Source organism: Pseudomonas sp. LS2P72, assembly GCF_054897865.1.
The window spans coordinates 5,479,005-5,498,708 of sequence record NZ_CM142708.1; the positions used below are offsets into that span (position 1 = coordinate 5,479,005).

Here is a 19,704-nt window from a genome sequence, read left to right on the forward strand (position 1 = left end):
AAAAGCACGGTATTCAATACACGAATAACAAATGTGGGAGCGAACTGTGGCGAGGGGATTTATCCCCGTTGGGTCGCGAAGCGGCCCTGAACCTGTGAATACGAAGATTTCAGAAAACCGTAATCACTGGATCTGCGACTGCTTCGCAGCCGAACGGGGATGAATCCCCTCGCCACTGCTCGCTCCCACATTGAATCTTAGTCGCCCTCAACCGAGCTGCGCGGCGACCGACTCAGGAATGTCCGCGTTGGAATAGACGTTCTGCACGTCATCCAGGTCTTCAAGCATGTCGATCAGCTTGAGAACCTTCTCGGCGCCTTCCAGGTCCAGTTCGGCACTGGTGGTCGGCAGCATCACGATTTCCGCGTCATCGCCTTTGAAACCGGTCGCTTCCAGCGCGATACGCACCGAGTAGAAACCGGCGAACGAGGTGAACACGTCGATGGAGCCGTCTTCGTGGGTCACCACGTCATCGGCATCGGCCTCCATCGCCGCTTCCATCAGCGCATCTTCATCGACGCCCGGCGCGAAGGAGATCTGCCCCTTGCGCTCGAACAGATAGGCCACCGAACCGTCCGTACCGAGGTTGCCGCCACACTTGCTGAACGCGTGGCGAACAGCGGCTGCGGTGCGATTGCGGTTGTCGGTCATGCACTCGACCATCACCGCCACGCCGCCCGGGCCGTAGCCTTCGTAGCTCAGCTCGACCATGTCGTCGGTATCGGCAGCACCGGCACCGCGGGCAACCGCGCGATCAATGATGTCGCGGCTCATGTTCGCGCCGAGGGCCTTGTCCAGCGCCAGACGCAAACGCGGGTTGGAACCCGGATCACCACCGCCCTGACGGGCAGCAACGGTCAGTTCACGAATCCACTTGGTGAAAATCTTGCCCTTCTTGGCATCCTGACGTTCTTTGCGGTGCTTGATGTTCGCCCACTTGGAATGACCCGCCATATCTCGCTCCGAATTCTCTTTGAAACATTGCCCGCCGCGCCATGACGCGCCAGCCAGCAAACAAAAATCTCGACCACTCTATAAAGAAAGGGCGCATCCGAAGAGGCGCCCTTCTGGTCAGCCTTACTCAGCTTTAGGCGTTTCGCGCAGACGAATGTGCAGTTCGCGCAATGCCTTGGCATCTACCACACCCGGAGCCTGAGTCATGACGCAAGCGGCGCTCTGGGTTTTCGGGAAGGCGATCACTTCACGGATCGACTGGGCGCCAGTCATCAGCATCACCAGACGGTCCAGACCGAAGGCCAGGCCACCGTGCGGCGGCGCGCCGTATTTCAGGGCGTCGAGCAGGAAGCCGAACTTCTCTTCCTGTTCTGCTTCACTGATACCCAGCAGACGGAATACCGACTGTTGCATTTCCTTGCGGTGGATACGGATCGAACCGCCACCCAGCTCGGTGCCGTTCAGGACCATGTCGTAAGCACGGGACAGAGCGGTTGCCGGGTTGGCTTCCAGTTCTTCCGGCGTGCACTTCGGCGCGGTGAACGGGTGGTGCAAGGCAGTGAAGCTGCCGTCGTCGTTCTCTTCAAACATCGGGAAGTCGACAACCCACATCGGTGCCCACTCGCACGTCAGCAGGTTCAGATCGTTACCGACCTTGATCCGCAGCGCGCCCAGGGCTTCGCTGACGATCTTGGCTTTGTCGGCACCGAAGAACACGAGGTCGCCGTCAACCGCGCCAACGCGATCAAGGATCACATTGAGGTTGGCTTCAGGGATGTTCTTGACGATCGGCGATTGCAGACCTTCAACACCTTTGGCGCGCTCGTTGACCTTGATGTACGCCAGGCCCTTGGCACCGTAGATGCCGACGAACTTGGTGTAGTCGTCAATCTGCTTGCGCGGCATGCTCGCCGCGCCTGGAACGCGCAGAGCGGCAACGCGGCATTTCGGGTCGTTGGCAGGGCCGCTGAATACCTTGAAGTCGACTTCTTTCAGTTGATCGGCAACGTCAACCAATTCCAGCGGGTTACGCAGGTCCGGCTTGTCGGAACCGTAACGACGCATGGCCTCTTCGAAGGTCATGTGCGGGAAGTCGCCGAATTCCAGACCCAGCACTTCCTTGAACAGGTTGCGGATCATTTGTTCGGTGATGCCCATGATCTCTTTTTCATCGAGGAAGCTGGTCTCGATGTCGATCTGAGTGAATTCAGGCTGACGGTCGGCACGCAGGTCTTCGTCGCGGAAGCACTTGGCGATCTGGTAGTAACGGTCGAAGCCGGCGACCATCAGCAACTGCTTGAACAGCTGCGGCGATTGCGGCAAGGCGAAGAAGCTACCGGCGTGAGTACGGCTCGGCACCAGGTAGTCGCGAGCGCCTTCTGGCGTGGCGCGGGTCAGGATCGGCGTCTCGACGTCGAGGAAGCCGTTCTCGTCCAGGAAGCGACGGATGCTGGTGGTCATGCGCGAACGCAGACGCAGCTTCTCGAGCATTTCCGGACGACGCAGGTCGATGAAGCGATAACGCAGGCGGGTTTCTTCGCCGACGTCGGAGAACTCGTTGAGCGGGAACGGCGGGGTTTCCGCTTCGTTCAATACTTCCAGCTCGTAGCCCAGCACTTCGATCATGCCCGACGCCATGTTGGCGTTGCCGGCACCGGCCGGACGCAGGCGAACCTTGCCGGTGACCTTGACCACGTACTCGCTGCGCACGCGATCGGCGGCGGCGAAGGTTTCAGCGCGGTCCGGGTCGAACACCACTTGGGCCAGACCGTCACGATCACGGATATCGAGGAAAATCACCCCACCGTGGTCACGGCGACGGTGAACCCATCCGCAAAGGGTAATTTCCTGGCCTTCCAGGCTTTCGTTCAGTTGGCCGCAATAATGGCTGCGCATCATGGTAGTGGTTTCGCTTCTCGTAATTCGAAATTCGGTTGGAGACCTTGCTCATATCCTGCCCTTGCTAAAGGCGCCAGATGAGGCAAGAGCTCGCACGTGTCGTTCAACTCAGGTCCAAGACCCTAGTCAGCTTTGTCGCCGCCGGCCAGATTCTTCTTGGAACCGGTCTTGAAATCGGTTTCGTACCAGCCGGTGCCGCTAAGGCGGAAGCCCGGCATGGACAGCATCTTTTTAAGCTCTGGCGCCTGGCAGGCAGGGCAGTCGACCAGCGGTGCTGCGCTGATCTTTTGAATGGCTTCCAACTGATGACCACAGGAAGCACATTGATAGTCGTACATCGGCATGGGGGTTGTCTCGGCGATCAGATTGCTACCGCACACGCTGGGTTTTGCGGCAAAGAGCGGGATTATATCCATTAAATGCTGCCTGTGCAGCCGTAAGACTGCACAGACCGACACTCTACCCATTCCACCCCTGTGGCTAAGGCATGGCGACGCAGCTGCCTTCCTTCAAGCTGTGTACGACGCACACAACCCGCACCAGCCCGGTGAAGTTCTTGACTCCGCCGTGACGCAAATGCACCTCGCGGTCCACATGGGACAACAGCGCACTGACCGTACAGCAGTTGACCTTGGCCATGTCGCCCAAAATATCCCAATACACCTGTTCAAGCCGCAAACAGGTTGCAAAACCATTCAACCGCACTGATCGGGATAAAGGCTGGGCCAGGCCCATATCAAATTCACTGACAAATGGATCGATCCTTATCTCCTTGACCGGACCGACCCTCCCCTCGCTTCTCCTGTCTTCGTAATCCATATCATTGACACTCCTTTGTCATCCTTGCTTTTTTATAAGAGCAACAAGCTGTTTCTCTATAAAAGCGCAGGCGCAAAGTTATATCCAGATGACTTTATGACCATCAACGTAGGATAAGCCAACAACTGAAGGGCGATCATGGAGACCGTCCTAGGCCGGCCATTTTCCTACACAGTCAGACGCTATTTGACTAACGCGAAAGAGGTTTAAGGAGACAAGAGGTCGAGCGCGAATAACACCAACGAACGTCATCCGCGCACTGGAATGTTACTGATCCAGTAAAGACCGCAGCATCCACGCAGTTTTCTCGTGGACTTGCATGCGCTGGGTCAGCAGGTCAGCCGTCGGTTCGTCGCTGACTTTATCGAGGAGCGGGAAGATCCCGCGCGCCGTACGCGTGACTGCCTCCTGACCTTCGACAAGTTGCTTGATCATGTCTTCGGCGCTGGGCACACCCACCTCCTCCTTGATGGAAGAAAGGCGCGCATAAATAGAATAGGCACCCGGAGCAGGAAATCCGAGGGCACGAATTCGCTCGGCAATCGAATCGACGGCCAGGGCCAACTCGTTGTATTGCTCTTCGAACATCAAGTGCAAGGTCCGAAACATCGGACCGGTGACGTTCCAATGGAAGTTATGGGTTTTCAAATAAAGTACATAAGTGTCCGACAGCAGACGCGAAAGTCCGTCGACGATGGACTTGCGATCCTCTTCACTGATACCGATATCGATTGCCATATGTTTCCCCTAAAGGTGATGAAATTCATCCAGCAGGTGCAGGACCACTCTAGCAAGCCTGCCGGCACCTCGCAGCCCCGGATTCTCCGACTGCCTGCGACAAATCGACCCTCAGGGCACCGCTGGACTGGCTGATTTGAGTAGCCGCAGGCTTTGCTGTTAAATAGGCAGTGTGTCGCTACCGCCTATTTTCCGGGGGCTGCGCATAGGCTGGTGCCGGGTACGTGTCCAACGCCTCTTATTGTTCTGAAGCGAACCGTGCTCAATCAGCTCTTCCTTGTGATCCGTCTTAACGTGAGTTACTCAAAATGTTGAAAATTGTCCACCTGCTAATGGGCGCAGCAGCCTTGCTGCTGTCCTTCATCCCTAGCCTGCGATCCGAAGCCGTACCTTACCTGCAACAACCTGATGCGCTGTACCTGGCCTTTTTCGGCCTGCTCAACCTCACCCTCGCTCCTGTTATCCCTTACTGGAACAAAGGCCCGCGTCATCAACTGCAAAACGTGGTCAGCGCCCTGCTGGTTCTGGCCGTCGTCCTGCAAACCCTGACGCTGATCGCGCCAATGCCTGTCATTGCCGATCAACCTGCTGTTCTGTTCAGTCTGGTCGCTGCCCTGATTGCCGTTTTTCTGCACTTGGCCATCAGCTTCTACAAATCTTCACCGGCTGCCGCCTCGCCAAGCTATGACATGACCAACCGCGATACCGGCACCGTCAAGTGGTTCAACACCTCCAAAGGCTTCGGCTTTATTTCCCGTGATTCCGGCGATGATATTTTCGTGCATTTCCGGGCCATTCGTGGCGAAGGTCATCGTGTTCTGGTCGAAGGCCAGCGCGTGGAGTTCTCCGTTATGAATCGTGACAAAGGCCTGCAAGCCGAAGATGTGATCGCCGCACTGCCGCGCCGCTGATTCAAGGCTAAAAAAAACCGCGAACAGCCCGGCTGTTCGCGGTTTTTTATTGCCCGTCGGTTGGTCACACTCAGTAATGCGGCGGTGGCGCTTCTTCTTCAAACGTCTCGAACTGGCCGGCCATTTCCTCTTGTCGCTTGAGCAATGCGGCCATCTGCAATTGCAGGCGCTCAACTGCACGCTGCTGCGTCGCCAGCACATCGCTCAATGCCTGGATGGTGTCATCCTGAAACGCCAGCTGGCTCTCCAGATCGGTAACGCGATCTTCCAGGCTCATGATTCAACCCTCCAGAAACGTAAAATCATCGGTCAATACCAGGCGCAACCGCTCGCGAATCAACGCGATCTGCTCCGGGTTATAAGGCTTGGCTGGGTGTTTACCCCAAACCGGCGCCGGCCAGGCGGCGTCCTCACGCTTGCGCACAATCACATGCATGTGCAACTGATTGACGACGTTACCCAGGGCCGCGACATTCAATTTGTCCGCGTCGAACGAGTCTTTGAGCATTTCCGCCAGTGCGGTCGTTTCCTGCCACAGCTGCTGTTGATCTGCGACATCCAACTGAAATATCTCACTGATATCGTCGCGACGTGGCACCAGAATGAACCAGGGGTAGTTCGAATCATTGGACAGCAGTAACCGGCACAGTGGGAAATCCCCGATCGGTAACGTGTCTTGTTGAAGCCGTGGATCTAAAGCGAACACTGCGCGCACTCCCGCCTGGTCATCATTTTTCAGCTTAGCGCCCATCCCGAGAGACGGCGCACCAAGCGACAGGACGGCAGCATACCTGCGAACGCCGCTGGCTTCACGACGAACCATGGTCGAAGCCAACCCGAAAAACTACAAACGACCGGTCACGCGCCCCGACATGAGTCATTTTCGTGCAGGACGCACCATTACAGAACCAGCAGCCACACAAGAAACGCCGAACTGACTGATAAACAACGACGCGTTCGAATTTTGCAAACGGCCGCACTGTATGAATTCAGTACAGCGATTAAAATTTTTTGCACCAAAACCGCACAGTGCGTCTACGCTGAGTCGGTCAGGTATCCGCCATTTACTCACTGGTGGGGTGAACCGGTAACATTTTTGGTTGTCACGCAGTCGGCCATGAGCGTACAACACGATGCAATCCATGGCGTCAAGTCCGAACAAAACGTGCTTGAACACCCCGGTTTTATGAGGTTTTTACAGTGACAGGCAAGCTTTCAGAAAAAAAACCAGCAAGATACTGATTTGTGCACGCTTGTTGCATTCACACCCACATCGCCTCTAAAGCGTCCGCTGGAAGTGGAAGCCTTAAGGCAAATAAAAACAGTGGCAGGGTTGCCCGATGGAGATTCAAACGTTTCACCAGGGACTCTTTTTACCGATGCTCAGGCTCTGGAAAACAACGCTAAAAGTTGTCAGTCCGCTTGCGTCGAGGCTGTAAATTTGCGACATCTACCAAGCCGTTTGCGACAGGGTCGTAAAGAAGCTGAAAGGTTAGATGCGCAAGTATCGCCAACATGGCCGGCGTGATATAAGTTTGCGCCGACACAAAAAGAAAGAGCCGCCCAGATAATAAATCAGGTGGGACGGCAGTACTCTTCTAAAACCAAAGGAGCAAATCACGATGCGCGTGATGAAGTGGAGCATGATCGCACTGGCAGTTGCAGCAGCAGCCAGTACTCAATTGGCAACAGCCGCACCTTTCGTAGGCGACCAAGCCGAAGCCAAAGGTTTTGTTGAAGACGCAAAACTCGACTTGCTGCTTCGCAACTATTACTTCAACCGTGACAAGAAAGACCGTTCAGTCGATGACAAAGACTGGACCCAGGGTTTCCACGGTGTATTCAGTTCCGGTTACACCCAAGGTACTGTTGGTGTAGGTGTTGACGCGTTCGGTTACCTGGGTATCAAGCTGGACGCTCGCGACAAGTTTTCCGGCTCGGGCAACCTGTCAACCAACAGCGAAGGCGAAAACAGCGACAGCTTCGGCAAAGCCGGTGGAGCCGTCAAAGTTCGCATTTCCAAGACTGAACTGAAGTTCGGTCAGATGCAGCCAAGCACTTCTCCAGTGTTCGCTGTCGGCGGTTCCCGTCTGTTGCCTCAAACCGCTACCGGCTTCCAACTGCAGAGCAGCGAAGTCAAAGACCTGGACCTGGAAGCGGGCCACTTCTACTCGGCCTCCAGCCAAGATGAGATGAACAGCGACGGTGAGTTGCATTCGCAATACTCGAGCACCTCCGCCGATCCGGTTACTGGCCGCACCATGGACTATGCCGGTGGCAAATACGGCATCTCCGACAATCTGAGTGTTTCGCTGTACGGCTCCCAATTCGAAGACATCTGGAACCAGTACTACAGCAACGTGAACTACACCATCCCAATGGGTAGCGATCAGTCGATCAATCTGGACGGTAACATCTACCGCACTACCGATACTGGTAGTTCCAAAGCGGGCGACATCAGCAACACCACGTACTCGCTGGCAGCCGCTTATTCGTTCCTGAAGGCTCACACCATCACCGTTGGTTACCAGAAAGTTAACGGCGATACTCCATTCGACTACGTCGGTGTGGGTGACAACAACCGTGGTGGCGACTCGATCTTCCTCGCCAACTCCATCCAGTACTCCGACTTCAACGGTCCAAACGAAAAGTCTGCACAAGTTCGTTATGACCTGAAAATGGCTGAGTACGGCGTACCGGGCCTGAGCTTCATGACCCGTTACGTTAAAGGTTGGGATATCGACGGTACCAAAATGGACGCCGACAGCCCATACAACTCGTACGGATACGGTGCAGATGGCAAGCACCACGAAACCAACGTTGAAGCCAAATACGTAGTTCAAACCGGTCCAGCGAAGGACCTGTCCTTCCGCATGCGTCAGGCATGGCACCGCGCCAATACCGACCAGGCTGAAGGCGATATCAACGAGTTCCGTCTGATCGTTGACTACCCGCTGTCGATCTTGTAATCGCAAGCAGTTAATTTGCGGTAACAAACAAAAGGCCCATCTTCGGATGGGCCTTTTTTTATTGGCTTGTCAAAAATAAATCGAAAGACCAATCATTACACCGTTGCCGATTCCTGAACCACTCGAATCACCCGTTGTGGAAACGGAATATCGATACCCGCTGCTTTCAAACGATCGCGGGCGTGCTCGTTAAACATGAACAGCACATTCCAGTAATCAGCGGTCTTGACCCACACTCGCAACGAAACTGTGATCGAGCTTTCGCCCAGCATAGAAATGACCGCTTCCGGTGCCGGGTCAGTCAACACCCGCTCATCCCTGGCCAGTTCCAGCAACACTTCACGGGCCTTTTGCAGATCCGCGTGGTGATCCACACCGATATCAAACACTACTTTGCGTGTCGTTTGACGGTTGGTATTGGTGATGATGCCATTCGACAGATTGCCGTTAGGCACGATGATGGTTTTGTTATCACCGGTACGCAGGACAGTGTGGAAGATCTGAATGCTGTCGACCGTGCCGGCAACACCTTGGGCTTCGATCCAGTCACCAATGCGGAACGGGCGGAACAACAGAATCAGCACACCACCGGCGAAGTTCGCCAGGCTGCCCTGCAAAGCCAGGCCGATTGCCAGGCCGGCAGCGCCGATGGCCGCGACGAACGACGTGGTTTCCACACCGATCATCGACGCCACGCTAACGATCAGCAGAACCTTGAGGATGATGTTCGCCAGGCTGCTGATAAAGCCTTGCAGCGCGAGGTCGGCGTTACGCAGCGCCAACAGGCCGCCGAGCTTTTGCGTCACCTTGTTGATCAGCCACCAGCCGATGGCCAGGGTGATCACCGCCAGCAGCACGCGGCTGCCGTATTCCATGATCATCGGAATCCAGGCTTGAGACGCCTTGACCAGGTTGTCCACTTCAGTATTCAAATCCATCTACATTCTCCTGGGTTAAACACACAAGGTTCCCGCCTGAAAGGTCAGTCGCGGAAGTTGTTGAACTGCAGCGGCATATCGAAAGTCTTGGCGCGCAGGGCCGCGATGGCTTCCTGCAAGTCGTCACGCTTCTTGCCGGTAATACGCACCTGCTCACCCTGAATGGCAGCCTGAACCTTGAGCTTGGCGTCTTTGACATGAGCGACGATTTTCTTCGCCAGCTCTTTGTCGATGCCTTCCTTGAGGACCGCTTCCTGCTTCATCAGTTTGCCCGACGCATAGGCATCCTTGACTTCAAGGCACTGCACGTCGATTTTGCGCTTGACCAGGGCCAGCTTGAGGATCTCAATCATCGCTTCGAGCTGGAAATCGGCTTCAGCGGTCAGGTTGACGGTCAGGTCCTTTTCCTTGAACTCGAAGGTGCCTTTGCCTTTCAGGTCATAACGACGATCGAGTTCCTTGACGGCGTTCTCGACCGCGTTGGTGACTTCGTGTTTGTCCAGTTCGGATACCACGTCGAACGACGGCATGTAATCTCTCCAATAAAAGGGCATGCTCGATCACGATGGAGCACGCCTGGCTTGCGGTTAAAATCCGCGCTGATTATAACGGGTCTTTCCCATCATTCACTGCGAGCCTCCCATGCGCGCGATAAACAGAGCAAAAAGCTGATGTCCACCACCTGGCATGTTCTGGGCGCCGGCAGCCTTGGCACCTTATGGGCCACGCGATTGGCGCGGGCCGGCGTGCCGGTCAAGCTGATCGTGCGGGACGCTGCACGCTTGCAGGCGTATGAGGCGGCGGGTGGGTTGACACTGGTCGAACACGGTAATGCGCAGTGCTATCCGGTGCCCGCGGAGACACCCGACAGCGGTGAACCAATCAACCGCCTATTAGTGGCCTGTAAAGCCTACGATGCCGAGAAAGCCGTGGCCCAATTGGCACCGCGCCTGGCCCCCGACGCCGAGCTGATCCTGTTGCAGAACGGTCTTGGCAGCCAGGACGCCGTCGCCACGCAGGTGCCGCAGGCACGCTGCATTTGTGCGTCGAGCACCGAAGGTGCCTTTCGCGATGGCGACTGGCGCGTGGTGTTCGCCGGCCACGGTTACACCTGGCTGGGGGATGCCGGGCATCCCGTGGCGCCGATCTGGCTGGATGACGTGAGCGCCGCCGGGATTCCTCACGAGTGGAGCACCGACATTCTGACCCGGCTGTGGCGAAAACTGGCGCTCAACTGTGCGATCAATCCGCTGACCGTGCTGCACGATTGCCGTAATGGCGGTTTACAGGAACACCGCTGCGAAGTCGCCACTCTCTGCGTCGAATTGACCGAGTTGCTTGAGCGCTGCGGTCAGCCGGCAGCGGCCGAGGACCTTCAACAGGAAGTCGAACGGGTGATTCACGCGACCGCCGCCAACTACTCTTCGATGTACCAGGACGTCGCGAACCAGCGCCGCACCGAAATCAGCTATCTATTGGGTCATGCCTGCAAAGTCGCCGCGAGGCATCAGTTAAACCTGCCGCACCTCAGTCAACTTGAGCAACGGTTGATTACCCATCTGCACAGCCTTGGATTGCCCAGCGACTGAGCAGCGGCTACGCTGGCCACTTGTTCCTTTTCAGCGATGAACCTGATGCCATTGCGCCAGCGCCTTGAAAACCTTCCGGTCGGCCAGAAATTGCTGGCCGCCCTGCTGGTGCTGTTGACCACCGTCCTGCTGGTCGCCAACCTGACCTTTATCAGCGCCGCGTACTACATCTCCCAGGAAAGCATGGCACCTCAGGCCTTGCAGACCATCGGCCGCCTGGTGTCCAACCCCAGCCTGGTGTCAGAAGCCTTGCAGTCACCGCAAAGCGCCGAACGCCTGCTCAACGAACTCAATAGTTATTCACCGCTGCGCGCGGCGGCCCTTTATAACGGCAAGGGCGAGCGTCTGGCGCAGTTGCAGCATGGCGAAACTCTGAGTCTGCCGGAGCGCTACCGGCACATCGAATCCTGGCAAGCCACCGAGTTTCGCAGCAATCAAGTGATCACCCTGCCGCGCCCCGGCACTGCGCCCGGCCACCTGTTACTGGTCGCCAGCAGCGAACTGCCGATGGCGTTCTACACCGGGACCCTGACTGCCAGTCTCGGGATTCTGATCTTCAGTGTGCTGTTGTGGCTGGTGATCGCCCGACAGATAAAACGCCTGATTACCCGGCCGATCCATCAGCTTGAAGAGTTGTCCCGGCAAGTGACTCGGGAGGAGAACTACGCCTTGCGCGCCTCCCGCGGCAACCATGACGAAATCGGCAGCCTCGCCGAGGCGTTCAACACCATGCTCTCGCGGATCGAGGCCCGTGAACAGCAACTCAAACGGGCCCGGGACGATTCCCAAGCCGCGTATGACCAGGCCCAGGGCCTGGCCGAAGAAACCCGTCATACCAATCGCAAGCTGGAACTCGAAGTTCAGGTGCGCAGCAAGATCGAGAAGAAGCTCACCGGTTTCCAGAACTACCTCAACAGCATCATCGACTCCATGCCCTCGGCGCTGATCGCCCTTGATGAACAGCTCTACGTGACGCAGTGGAATCAGGAAGCCAGCGCCCTCTCCGGCACACGTCTCGACGAAGCCTTGAACCAGCCGATTTTTCTTGCTTTCGAACCGCTCAAGCCGTTTCTGCCGCAACTCAAGCAAACCGTCGAGCAGCACACGGTGGCCAAGATCGAGCGTGTCACCTGGTTCAAGGATGAAGAACCCAAGCACTACGCGCTGACGTTCTACCCGCTGATGGGTGGCGCCGGGCGTGGCGTGGTGATCCGGATCGACGACATCACCCAGCGCCTGTCGCTGGAGGAAATGATGGTGCAGTCGGAAAAAATGCTCTCGGTCGGCGGCCTCGCCGCGGGCATGGCCCACGAGATCAACAACCCGTTGGGCGCGATCCTGCACAACGTGCAGAACATTCGCCGACGCCTTTCGCCTGATCTGCCAAAGAACCTCGAACAAGCCGAGCAAATCGGGATCGCGCTGGATACGGTCAACAAATACCTGCAAGCGCGCGAAGTGCCGCAGTTGCTCGACGGCATTCAACAGGCTGGCGCCCGGGCGGCAAAGATTGTCACGCACATGCTCAGTTTCAGCCGCCGCAGTACTCGGCAAATGGCCCCGTGCGACCTGCCGGCGCTGATCGATCAGGCGGTGGAAATCGCCGGCAACGACTTCGACCTGGCGATCGGTTTCGACTTCAAGGGCCAGGCGATCATTCGCCAGTTCGATCCAGCGTTGGGCCCGGTGCCCGGGACCGCGAACGAACTGGAGCAAGTGCTGCTCAATCTACTGAAAAACGCCGCTCAGGCAATTCACCAACGTGAAGACGACCGCGAGCCGGGACGGATCATTCTGCGCACCAAACTGAATCCACCCTGGGCGGAAATCCAGGTGGAGGACAACGGCATCGGCATGAGCGAGAGCGTGCGCAAACGCACCTTCGAGCCGTTCTTCACCACCAAGGAAATCGGTCAGGGCACTGGCCTCGGCCTGTCGGTCTCGTATTTCATCATTACCAACAATCACAAGGGTCAGATGGAAGTGCAATCGACCCTGGGCCAAGGCACGTGTTTCACCTTGCGCCTGCCCTTGGCGGGCACCCCGCTCGTCTCTCAAGAACTCAATCAGCTATCGAGGTAACCATGGGCTTTCGCTTGTCGAAGATTTACACCCGCACCGGCGACAAAGGCGAAACCGGGCTGGGCGACGGCCGCCGCGTGCCCAAGGACCACCCGCGGATCGAAGCCATTGGCGAAGTCGATACGCTGAACAGTCAGGTGGGTGTGCTATTGGCCGGGTTGGCAGCGGAAAGTGGCGAGTATCCGGGCTTGAACGAAGTGATCGAGGTTTTGGCGCCTTGCCAGCATCGGTTGTTTGATCTGGGCGGTGAGTTGGCGATGCCGGTGTATCAGGCACTGAACATGGCAGAAGTCGAACGGCTGGAAGCGGCGATCGATGTGTGGAATGAAGAGCTGGGGCCGCTGGAGAATTTCATTCTGCCGGGTGGCTCGGCGTTGATTGCCCAGGCCCATGTGTGCAGATGCCTGGCGCGCAGTGCCGAGCGGCGGTGTCAGCAATTGAATGCCGTCGAACCGTTGGCCGGGGTTGGGTTGGCGTACATCAATCGGTTGTCGGACTTGTTGTTTGTGGTGGCGCGGTTGATTACCAAGCGGCAGGGGATTGCCGAGATTTTGTGGCAACCGGCAGCCAAACCTGAAGCTTAGTCGGCGCCTTTACGGTCGCCATCGCGGGCAAGCCTTGCTCCTACGGATTTGTGTCGTTCACAACATCCGCGAACAACACCGAACCTGTAGGAGCAAGGCTTGCCCGCGATGAGGCCAGTAAACTCACCGCAGAATCAGGCCTCAGGCCAAAACGCCCGAATCCCCGCCGCACCCTGTGCGCCTGCTTCCCAGGCTTTCTGAAGATCCGCCGGGCCAACACCGCCGAGCAAGAACACCGGTTTGCTGAAACCTTCGATCAACGCGCAAGCCTGCTCCCAACCCAGCGGCTGAGCCCCCGGATGAGTCAGGGTCGGTTGCACCGGTGACAGGGTCACAAAATCCACCCCCATCTGCTCGGCCAACGCCAGCTCTTCAGCGTTGTGGCAGGACGCCGCCAGCCAGCGCGACGCCGGTAACGGGCGGCCAGCCGCCGCGTACTTGCGCAGTTGCGCGGAGGTGATGTGCCAACCGGCGGACGGGAAATCTCCCAGCCACTCGAACGGCCCCTTGATCATCAACTGCGCCTTGCCCGCACACAGCCCCGCCGCATCCACCGCCAGATCGCGGTACTTCGGATCGTAACCGTTGGGTGCCCGCAGCTGGATCAGCTTGATGCCGCCGGCAATGGCTTTTTGAATACCGCGCAGCAAGGCCGGGGTTTCCAGGTCTTGCGGGGTAATCAAATACTGCGCGGGTAACCGCGCAGCCGCGACAATCGGCTGGTTGGCCGCCGGGAACTCGTAGCTCAGCAGATCGCGGGGCGCGACCCATTCCAACGGCTGGCCTTCTGCGCCGTGCGGTTCGCCGGTAAAGGCCGACACTTCCCAAACGTCCAGCAACACTTGCTTGTCCGGGTAATCGTGCCGGACCTTGATCAGCGGGCGAACCGCGTTGACCACGATGCCCAACTCTTCAAGGAGCTCGCGAGCCAGGGCGGTTTCGACGGATTCGTCAGCCTCGACCTTGCCACCGGGGAATTCCCACAGGCCGCCCTGATGCTGGGTGTCGGCACGACGGGCAATGAGGATCTTGCCACTGCTATCACGGATAACAGCAGCGGCTACGTGGACTCTTTTCACCGTTCTACTTCCTCCAGACCCGCCTTCTGCCACGCCTTGAAGGCTGGCCATTGGTAGATGGTTTCGACGTAGGCCGCGTCCGCTGCGGGCAGCCTCACCTGATAGGTGCGCAGGCGCACGGCGATCGGTGCGAAGAAGGCATCTGCCAGGGTCGCGCCGCCGAACAGGAACGGACCGGTTTCGGTAGCGGCGGCGCGGCACTCGGCCCACAACGCCAACATACGCTCAATGTCGACCTGGACGTCAGCCGGTACCGGCGACAGCGCAGCGTCGTGGCTCAGGTCGAATGGCATGTTGCCGCGCATGGCGAAGAAACCACTGTGCATCTGCGCGCACGCCGAACGCGCCTGGGCGCGGGCGGCGGTGTCTTTGGGCCAGAGGCCGGCGTCGGGGAATTGCTCTGCCAGATACTCGGCAATCGCCAGGGAGTCGGCGATGGTGCCGTGTTCGGTTTTCAGCAGTGGGACTTTGCCGGTCGGCGAGTGCTTGAGCAGACGCTCACGCGTATCCGGCTGGTTCAGCTTGATCAGTTCTTCGGTGTAAGGAACGCCGGCCAGGTCGAGGGCCAACGCGCCGCGCAGGGACCAGGAAGAATGCAGTTTGTCGCCGATGATCAGGTGAAGGCTCATGTTCGGGACCTTTTGATGAGGGGTACAGGCCAGAATCTCTAGCGTCTGGTAATCCGTCATCGCGGGCAAGCCTTGCTCCTACAGGGTTGATGTTGTTCACAGGTGTTGTGAACGACACAAAACCGTGTAGGAGCAAGGCTTGCCCGCGATGGGGCCGACTCGGTCTTACGTACGATACTCAGCGTTGATCTTCACGTATTCGTGGGACAGGTCGGTGGTCCAGATGGTTTCGCTGCAATCACCGCGACCCAGCTCGATACGGATCGTGATTTCTTCCTGCTGCATCACGGCCGCGCCCTGGGCTTCGGTGTAGGTCGATGCGCGAGCGCCACGGCTGGCGATACAGACATCGCCGAGGAACACGTCGATCTTGCTCACGTCCAGGTTCGGTACGCCGGCACGGCCAACGGCGGCCAGAATGCGGCCCCAGTTCGGGTCGGAGGCGAACAGTGCAGTCTTGATCAGCGGCGAGTGAGCCACGGTGTAACCGACGTCCAGGCATTCCTGGTGATTGCCGCCGCCGTTGACTTCAACGGTCACGAACTTGGTCGCGCCTTCGCCGTCACGAACGATGGCCTGGGCCACGTCCATGCACACTTCGAACACGGCCTGTTTCAGCTTGGCGAACAAATCACCGCTGGCTTCAGTGATTTCCGGCAGTGCCGCCTGACCGGTGGCGATCAGCATGCAGCAGTCGTTGGTCGAGGTGTCGCCGTCAATGGTGATGCGGTTGAATGACTTGTTGGCACCGTCCAGCAGCAGGTTTTGCAGCACGTCGCGGGAGACTTTGGCGTCGGTGGCGATGTAGCCGAGCATGGTCGCCATGTTCGGGCGGATCATGCCCGCGCCTTTGCTGATACCGGTGACGGTGATGGTCACGCCGTCATGCTGGAACTGGCGGCTGGCACCTTTTGGCAGGGTGTCGGTGGTCATGATGCCGGTGGCGGCAGCTTCCCAGTTGTTGACCGACAGGTCGTCGAGGGCGGCTTGCAGAGCCCCTTCGATTTTCTCGACCGGCAGCGGCTCGCCGATGACACCGGTGGAGTACGGCAGCACCAGGCTGGCGTCGACACCGGTCAGCTCAGCCAGCTTGGCGCACGTGCGCTCGGCGGCGGCAAGGCCTGGTTCGCCAGTGCCGGCGTTGGCATTGCCGGTATTGGTCAACAGATAACGCACCGGACCTTGCACACGCTGCTTGGCCAGGATCACGGGAGCCGCGCAAAAAGCGTTCAGGGTGAACACGCCAGCGACCGTGGAGCCTTCGGCACAGCGCATGACCACAACATCCTTGCGCCCCGGGCGCTTGATGCCAGCCGAGGCGATACCGAGTTCAAAACCGGCAACCGGGTGCAACGTTGGCAAAGGACCAAGACCAACAGCCATGAATGCGCTCCTTAATAAATGATGTCAGCACCGCTTTCAGGAAGAACGGTGGTTTAAATGGCAAAACGCCGCGACGGCATAAGCCGGTCGCGGCGCGGGTATTTCAGCGTATGAAACGGGTTTTACTGGATCTGCCCGTGGCAATGCTTGAACTTCTTGCCCGAACCGCAGTAGCAAAGTTCGTTGCGGCCCAGTTTCTGTTCGTTGCGTACCGGTGCGGTGGCGAGGGCGACATCGACCTCTTCACCCAGCAGTTCCGGTTGCTCAAGCCCCGGTGCTTCGTCGTGCTGGAACTGCATGCGCGCAGCCAGCGCTTCGGCTTCCTGACGCAGGCGTTGTTCTTCTTCGATCGGATCTTCGCGGCGAACCTGAACGTGGGACAGCACACGGATCGAGTCGCGCTTGATCGAATCCAGCAGCTCGGAGAACAGCGTGAAGGACTCGCGCTTGTACTCTTGCTTCGGGTTCTTCTGTGCATAACCACGCAGGTGGATGCCGTGACGCAGGTGATCCATGGTCGACAGGTGGTCTTTCCACAGGTCGTCGAGCACACGCAGAACGATTTGCTTCTCGAAGGTGCGCAGCGCTTCGGCGCTCGCCTGCTCTTCTTTCTCGTTGTACGCGGCCAGCAGCTCGGCCATGAGCTTCTCGCGCAGGGTTTCTTCGTACAGGTGATCGTCTTCGTCGAGCCATTTCTGGATCGGCAGCGCCACACCGAAGTCGCTCTGCAACGCTGCTTCCAGACCGGCCACGTCCCACTGCTCAGGCAGCGATTGCGGTGGAATGTGGGCGCTGACGGTTGCGTTGAGCACGTCCTGACGGAAGTCGGCGATGGTTTCACCGATGTTGTCGGCGGCCAACAAACTGTTACGCATGTGATAGATCACTTTACGTTGTTCGTTGTTGACGTCGTCGAACTCGAGCAGTTGCTTACGAATGTCGAAGTTGCGGCCTTCAACCTTGCGCTGAGCCTTCTCGATGGCATTGGTCACCATGCGGTGCTCGATCGCCTCGCCAGGCTGCATGCCCAGGGCCTTCATGAAGTTCTTCACCCGATCAGAGGCGAAGATGCGCATCAGGCTGTCTTCCAGCGACAGGTAGAAACGGCTGGAACCGGCGTCACCCTGACGACCGGCACGACCACGCAGCTGGTTGTCGATACGGCGCGATTCGTGACGCTCGGAAGCAATCACCTGCAAACCGCCCGACTCGAGCACTTGCTGGTGACGTTTCTGCCAGTCGGCCTTGATCTGGGCAATCTGCTCAGGGGTCGGGTCTTCCAGGGTTGCCACTTCCACTTCCCAGTTACCGCCCAACAGGATGTCGGTACCACGACCGGCCATGTTGGTGGCGATGGTCAGTGCGCCTGGGCGACCGGCCTGGGCAATGATCTCGGCTTCTTTTTCGTGGAACTTGGCGTTCAGAACCTTGTGTTCGATGCCTTCCTTTTCCAGCAGCGCAGACATGTGCTCGGAAGTTTCGATGGTTGCAGTACCCACCAGCACCGGACGGCCCTGGGTCATGCATTCCTTGATGTCATTGATGATCGCCGCATATTTCTCTTCGGCGGTCAGGAACACCAGGTCGTTGTAGTCTTTACGCGCCAGCGGTTTGTTCGGTGGGATAACCATCACCGACAGACCGTAGATCTGGTGGAATTCGAACGCTTCGGTGTCAGCGGTACCGGTCATCCCGGACAGCTTGTTGTACAGACGGAAGTAGTTCTGGAACGTGGTCGAGGCCAGGGTCTGGCTTTCGGCCTGAATGTTCAGGTTTTCCTTGGCTTCGATGGCCTGGTGCAGGCCTTCGGACAGACGGCGACCCGGCATGGTACGACCGGTGTGTTCGTCGACCAGAACGACCTGGCCATCCTGCACGATGTATTCGACGTTGCGATTGAACAGTTTATGAGCGCGCAGACCGGCATAAACGTGGGTCAGCAGGCCCAGGTTATGCGAAGAGTACAGGCTCTCGCCTTCAGCCAGCAGGCCAACACGGGTCAGCATGTCTTCGATGAACTGGTGACCGGCTTCGTTGAGCTCAACCTGACGGGTCTTCTCGTCGACGGTGTAGTGGCCGGCCTTGGTGACTTCGCCTTCCACTTCTTCGATGTGCAACTCAAGCTGCGGGATCAGTTTGTTGATCTCGATGTACAGCTTGGAGCTGTCCTCGGCCTGACCGGAAATGATCAGCGGGGTACGGGCTTCGTCGATGAGGATGGAGTCGACTTCGTCGATCACGGCAAAATTGAGTTCGCGCTGGAATTTTTCTTCCATGCTGAACGCCATGTTGTCGCGCAGGTAGTCGAAACCGAATTCGTTGTTGGTGCCGTAGGTAATGTCGGCAGCGTAAGCCAGGCGTTTCTCTTCCGGCGGCTGGAACGGCGTGACAACACCGACCGACATTCCGAGGAATTCGTAGAGCGGACGCATCCAGTTGGCGTCACGACGGGCCAGATAGTCGTTTACCGTCACAACGTGCACGCCCTTGCCGGACAGTGCGTTGAGGTAAACGCCCAGTGTTGCCACCAGGGTCTTGCCTTCACCGGTACGCATTTCCGCGATCTGGCCTTCATGCAAGGTCATGCCGCCGATCAGCTGGACATCGAAGTGGCGCATACCCATGACGCGCTTACCGGCTTCGCGGGCGACCGCAAAGGCTTCTGGCAGCAGCTTGTCGAGGGTTTCCCCTTTGGCGATGCGGGCCTTGAACTCATCTGTCTTGGCACGCAATTGATCGTCCGAAAGGGCCACCATTTGCTCTTCGAAGGCATTGACGAGTTGCACCGTCTTGAGCATGCGTTTGACTTCACGCTCGTTCTTGCTTCCAAAAAGTTTCTTTAACAAAGGCGCAAACATATCGGCAGGATCTTCCACACTAAAGGGATGGAGGGCGGCCCCGTGAGTCGCCCGAGCAGCCCTCATGGCCGCATGCGAACGAGCATTCTACCCGGAAACGATGGTGAGGAAAGTGGCGTTGTTCCACGATGCTGGCACAGCGTTGTGACGGGGCTCACTTAAAATAAGGGCTTTTGGCTGAACTTCAAGCCATTCACGGCAGAAGTTACTTGTTGATTTAATGGGTAAAGTGCTCGCAAAGCAATGGCTCGGGTGCATCCGGTGCTTTCTGC

18 protein-coding genes are annotated in these 19,704 nt (G+C 57.9%); 5 read left to right on the plus strand and 13 right to left on the minus strand.

The window, feature by feature from the left end:
• Positions 1-207: 207 nt before the first annotated feature.
• The 5 genes from ACYZUA_RS25285 to ACYZUA_RS25305 all read right to left on the minus strand — a co-directional run bounded on the left by ACYZUA_RS25285 (position 208) and on the right by ACYZUA_RS25305 (position 4,410).
• Positions 208-954, minus strand: coding sequence for a YebC/PmpR family DNA-binding transcriptional regulator (locus ACYZUA_RS25285; RefSeq protein ID WP_461961054.1), 747 nt, complete (start codon positions 952-954; stop codon positions 208-210).
• Between the two features lie 123 nt (positions 955-1,077).
• Positions 1,078-2,853, minus strand: coding sequence for an aspartate--tRNA ligase (gene aspS, locus ACYZUA_RS25290; RefSeq protein ID WP_461961055.1), 1,776 nt, complete (start codon positions 2,851-2,853; stop codon positions 1,078-1,080).
• A 122-nt stretch (positions 2,854-2,975) separates the two neighbouring features.
• The gene (locus ACYZUA_RS25295; RefSeq protein ID WP_010457489.1) at positions 2,976-3,197 is read right to left on the minus strand and encodes an FmdB family zinc ribbon protein; all 222 of its coding nucleotides are present in this window, start codon (positions 3,195-3,197) and stop codon (positions 2,976-2,978) included.
• Between the two features lie 136 nt (positions 3,198-3,333).
• Positions 3,334-3,672 carry a ribbon-helix-helix domain-containing protein gene (locus tag ACYZUA_RS25300; RefSeq protein ID WP_461961056.1) on the minus strand — a complete coding sequence of 113 codons (339 nt, stop codon included), beginning with the start codon at positions 3,670-3,672 and terminating at the stop codon, positions 3,334-3,336.
• A 267-nt stretch (positions 3,673-3,939) separates the two neighbouring features.
• On the minus strand, positions 3,940-4,410 hold the full coding sequence (locus ACYZUA_RS25305; RefSeq protein ID WP_129437851.1) for a Dps family protein: 471 nt from the start codon (positions 4,408-4,410) through the stop codon (positions 3,940-3,942).
• 308 nt (positions 4,411-4,718) lie between these two features.
• Between ACYZUA_RS25305 and ACYZUA_RS25310 the strand changes: the two genes are divergently transcribed.
• Entirely contained in the window at positions 4,719-5,321 is a 603-nt protein-coding gene (locus ACYZUA_RS25310; protein ID WP_461961057.1) for a cold-shock protein, read from the plus strand.
• Positions 5,322-5,391: 70 nt separating this feature from the next.
• Here the strand turns inward: ACYZUA_RS25310 and ACYZUA_RS25315 are convergent, their stop codons facing one another.
• Positions 5,392-5,598, minus strand: coding sequence for a SlyX family protein (locus tag ACYZUA_RS25315; protein ID WP_056741397.1), 207 nt, complete (start codon positions 5,596-5,598; stop codon positions 5,392-5,394).
• 3 nt (positions 5,599-5,601) lie between these two features.
• Positions 5,602-6,027, minus strand: coding sequence for an HIT domain-containing protein (locus tag ACYZUA_RS25320; RefSeq protein WP_461964115.1), 426 nt, complete (start codon positions 6,025-6,027; stop codon positions 5,602-5,604).
• Positions 6,028-6,943: 916 nt separating this feature from the next.
• On the opposite strand from ACYZUA_RS25320, the gene ACYZUA_RS25325 reads away from it, so the two are divergent.
• On the plus strand, positions 6,944-8,290 hold the full coding sequence (locus tag ACYZUA_RS25325) for an OprD family porin (RefSeq protein WP_461961058.1): 1,347 nt from the start codon (positions 6,944-6,946) through the stop codon (positions 8,288-8,290).
• Positions 8,291-8,385: 95 nt separating this feature from the next.
• On the opposite strand, the gene ACYZUA_RS25330 is transcribed toward ACYZUA_RS25325, so the two are convergent.
• Together ACYZUA_RS25330 and ACYZUA_RS25335 are read right to left on the minus strand one after the other, a co-directional pair.
• A complete protein-coding gene (locus ACYZUA_RS25330) occupies positions 8,386-9,228 on the minus strand; it encodes a mechanosensitive ion channel family protein (protein ID WP_461961059.1) in 843 nt (280 codons plus the stop codon).
• A gap of 44 nt (positions 9,229-9,272) precedes the next feature.
• Positions 9,273-9,758, minus strand: coding sequence for a YajQ family cyclic di-GMP-binding protein (locus ACYZUA_RS25335; RefSeq protein WP_007906601.1), 486 nt, complete (start codon positions 9,756-9,758; stop codon positions 9,273-9,275).
• Positions 9,759-9,899: 141 nt separating this feature from the next.
• Here ACYZUA_RS25335 and ACYZUA_RS25340 point away from each other — a divergent pair, with 141 nt between their 5' ends.
• From ACYZUA_RS25340 to ACYZUA_RS25350, 3 genes are read left to right on the plus strand one after another with little or no spacing between them, the layout of a single operon-like run.
• Complete coding sequence (locus ACYZUA_RS25340; protein WP_461961060.1) at positions 9,900-10,817, plus strand: putative 2-dehydropantoate 2-reductase; 918 nt, start codon at positions 9,900-9,902, stop codon at positions 10,815-10,817.
• Positions 10,818-10,862: 45 nt separating this feature from the next.
• On the plus strand, positions 10,863-12,899 hold the full coding sequence (locus ACYZUA_RS25345) for a sensor histidine kinase (RefSeq protein ID WP_461961061.1): 2,037 nt from the start codon (positions 10,863-10,865) through the stop codon (positions 12,897-12,899).
• A gap of 2 nt (positions 12,900-12,901) precedes the next feature.
• Positions 12,902-13,483: a cob(I)yrinic acid a,c-diamide adenosyltransferase gene (locus tag ACYZUA_RS25350; RefSeq protein WP_461961062.1), complete on the plus strand. Its 582-nt coding sequence runs from the start codon at positions 12,902-12,904 to the stop codon at positions 13,481-13,483.
• A 134-nt stretch (positions 13,484-13,617) separates the two neighbouring features.
• Here ACYZUA_RS25350 and ACYZUA_RS25355 read toward each other — a convergent pair whose 3' ends face one another.
• The 4 genes from ACYZUA_RS25355 to secA form a co-directional block, all read right to left on the minus strand.
• Positions 13,618-14,562 (minus strand): Nudix family hydrolase, encoded by a 945-nt coding sequence (locus ACYZUA_RS25355; protein ID WP_461961063.1) that lies wholly within the window; start codon positions 14,560-14,562, stop codon positions 13,618-13,620.
• Complete coding sequence (locus ACYZUA_RS25360) at positions 14,559-15,191, minus strand: glutathione S-transferase family protein (protein ID WP_461961064.1); 633 nt, start codon at positions 15,189-15,191, stop codon at positions 14,559-14,561. Before ACYZUA_RS25360 ends, ACYZUA_RS25355 begins: the two co-directional genes overlap by 4 nt.
• A 165-nt stretch (positions 15,192-15,356) precedes the next feature.
• On the minus strand, positions 15,357-16,574 hold the full coding sequence (gene argJ, locus ACYZUA_RS25365; protein ID WP_123367875.1) for a bifunctional glutamate N-acetyltransferase/amino-acid acetyltransferase ArgJ: 1,218 nt from the start codon (positions 16,572-16,574) through the stop codon (positions 15,357-15,359).
• Positions 16,575-16,696: 122 nt separating this feature from the next.
• Positions 16,697-19,432, minus strand: coding sequence for a preprotein translocase subunit SecA (secA, locus tag ACYZUA_RS25370; protein ID WP_461961065.1), 2,736 nt, complete (start codon positions 19,430-19,432; stop codon positions 16,697-16,699).
• Between the last annotated feature and the right edge of the window lie 272 nt (positions 19,433-19,704).

What these genes read in the sequence shown, in the direction of transcription:
- ACYZUA_RS25360 (WP_461961064.1), bottom strand. Translation starts at nt 15,191, where the DNA reads ATGAGCCTTCACCTGATCATCGGCGACAAACTGCATTCTTCCTGGTCC.
- ACYZUA_RS25330 (WP_461961059.1), bottom strand. Translation starts at nt 9,228, where the DNA reads ATGGATTTGAATACTGAAGTGGACAACCTGGTCAAGGCGTCTCAAGCC.
- ACYZUA_RS25305 (WP_129437851.1), bottom strand. Translation starts at nt 4,410, where the DNA reads ATGGCAATCGATATCGGTATCAGTGAAGAGGATCGCAAGTCCATCGTC.
- ACYZUA_RS25335 (WP_007906601.1), bottom strand. Translation starts at nt 9,758, where the DNA reads ATGCCGTCGTTCGACGTGGTATCCGAACTGGACAAACACGAAGTCACC.
- argJ (WP_123367875.1), bottom strand. Translation starts at nt 16,574, where the DNA reads ATGGCTGTTGGTCTTGGTCCTTTGCCAACGTTGCACCCGGTTGCCGGT.
- ACYZUA_RS25325 (WP_461961058.1), top strand. Translation starts at nt 6,944, where the DNA reads ATGCGCGTGATGAAGTGGAGCATGATCGCACTGGCAGTTGCAGCAGCA.
- ACYZUA_RS25300 (WP_461961056.1), bottom strand. Translation starts at nt 3,672, where the DNA reads ATGGATTACGAAGACAGGAGAAGCGAGGGGAGGGTCGGTCCGGTCAAG.
- secA (WP_461961065.1), bottom strand. Translation starts at nt 19,432, where the DNA reads ATGTTTGCGCCTTTGTTAAAGAAACTTTTTGGAAGCAAGAACGAGCGT.
- ACYZUA_RS25350 (WP_461961062.1), top strand. Translation starts at nt 12,902, where the DNA reads ATGGGCTTTCGCTTGTCGAAGATTTACACCCGCACCGGCGACAAAGGC.
- ACYZUA_RS25295 (WP_010457489.1), bottom strand. Translation starts at nt 3,197, where the DNA reads ATGCCGATGTACGACTATCAATGTGCTTCCTGTGGTCATCAGTTGGAA.
- aspS (WP_461961055.1), bottom strand. Translation starts at nt 2,853, where the DNA reads ATGATGCGCAGCCATTATTGCGGCCAACTGAACGAAAGCCTGGAAGGC.
- ACYZUA_RS25340 (WP_461961060.1), top strand. Translation starts at nt 9,900, where the DNA reads ATGTCCACCACCTGGCATGTTCTGGGCGCCGGCAGCCTTGGCACCTTA.
- ACYZUA_RS25285 (WP_461961054.1), bottom strand. Translation starts at nt 954, where the DNA reads ATGGCGGGTCATTCCAAGTGGGCGAACATCAAGCACCGCAAAGAACGT.
- ACYZUA_RS25315 (WP_056741397.1), bottom strand. Translation starts at nt 5,598, where the DNA reads ATGAGCCTGGAAGATCGCGTTACCGATCTGGAGAGCCAGCTGGCGTTT.
- ACYZUA_RS25310 (WP_461961057.1), top strand. Translation starts at nt 4,719, where the DNA reads ATGTTGAAAATTGTCCACCTGCTAATGGGCGCAGCAGCCTTGCTGCTG.
- ACYZUA_RS25345 (WP_461961061.1), top strand. Translation starts at nt 10,863, where the DNA reads ATGCCATTGCGCCAGCGCCTTGAAAACCTTCCGGTCGGCCAGAAATTG.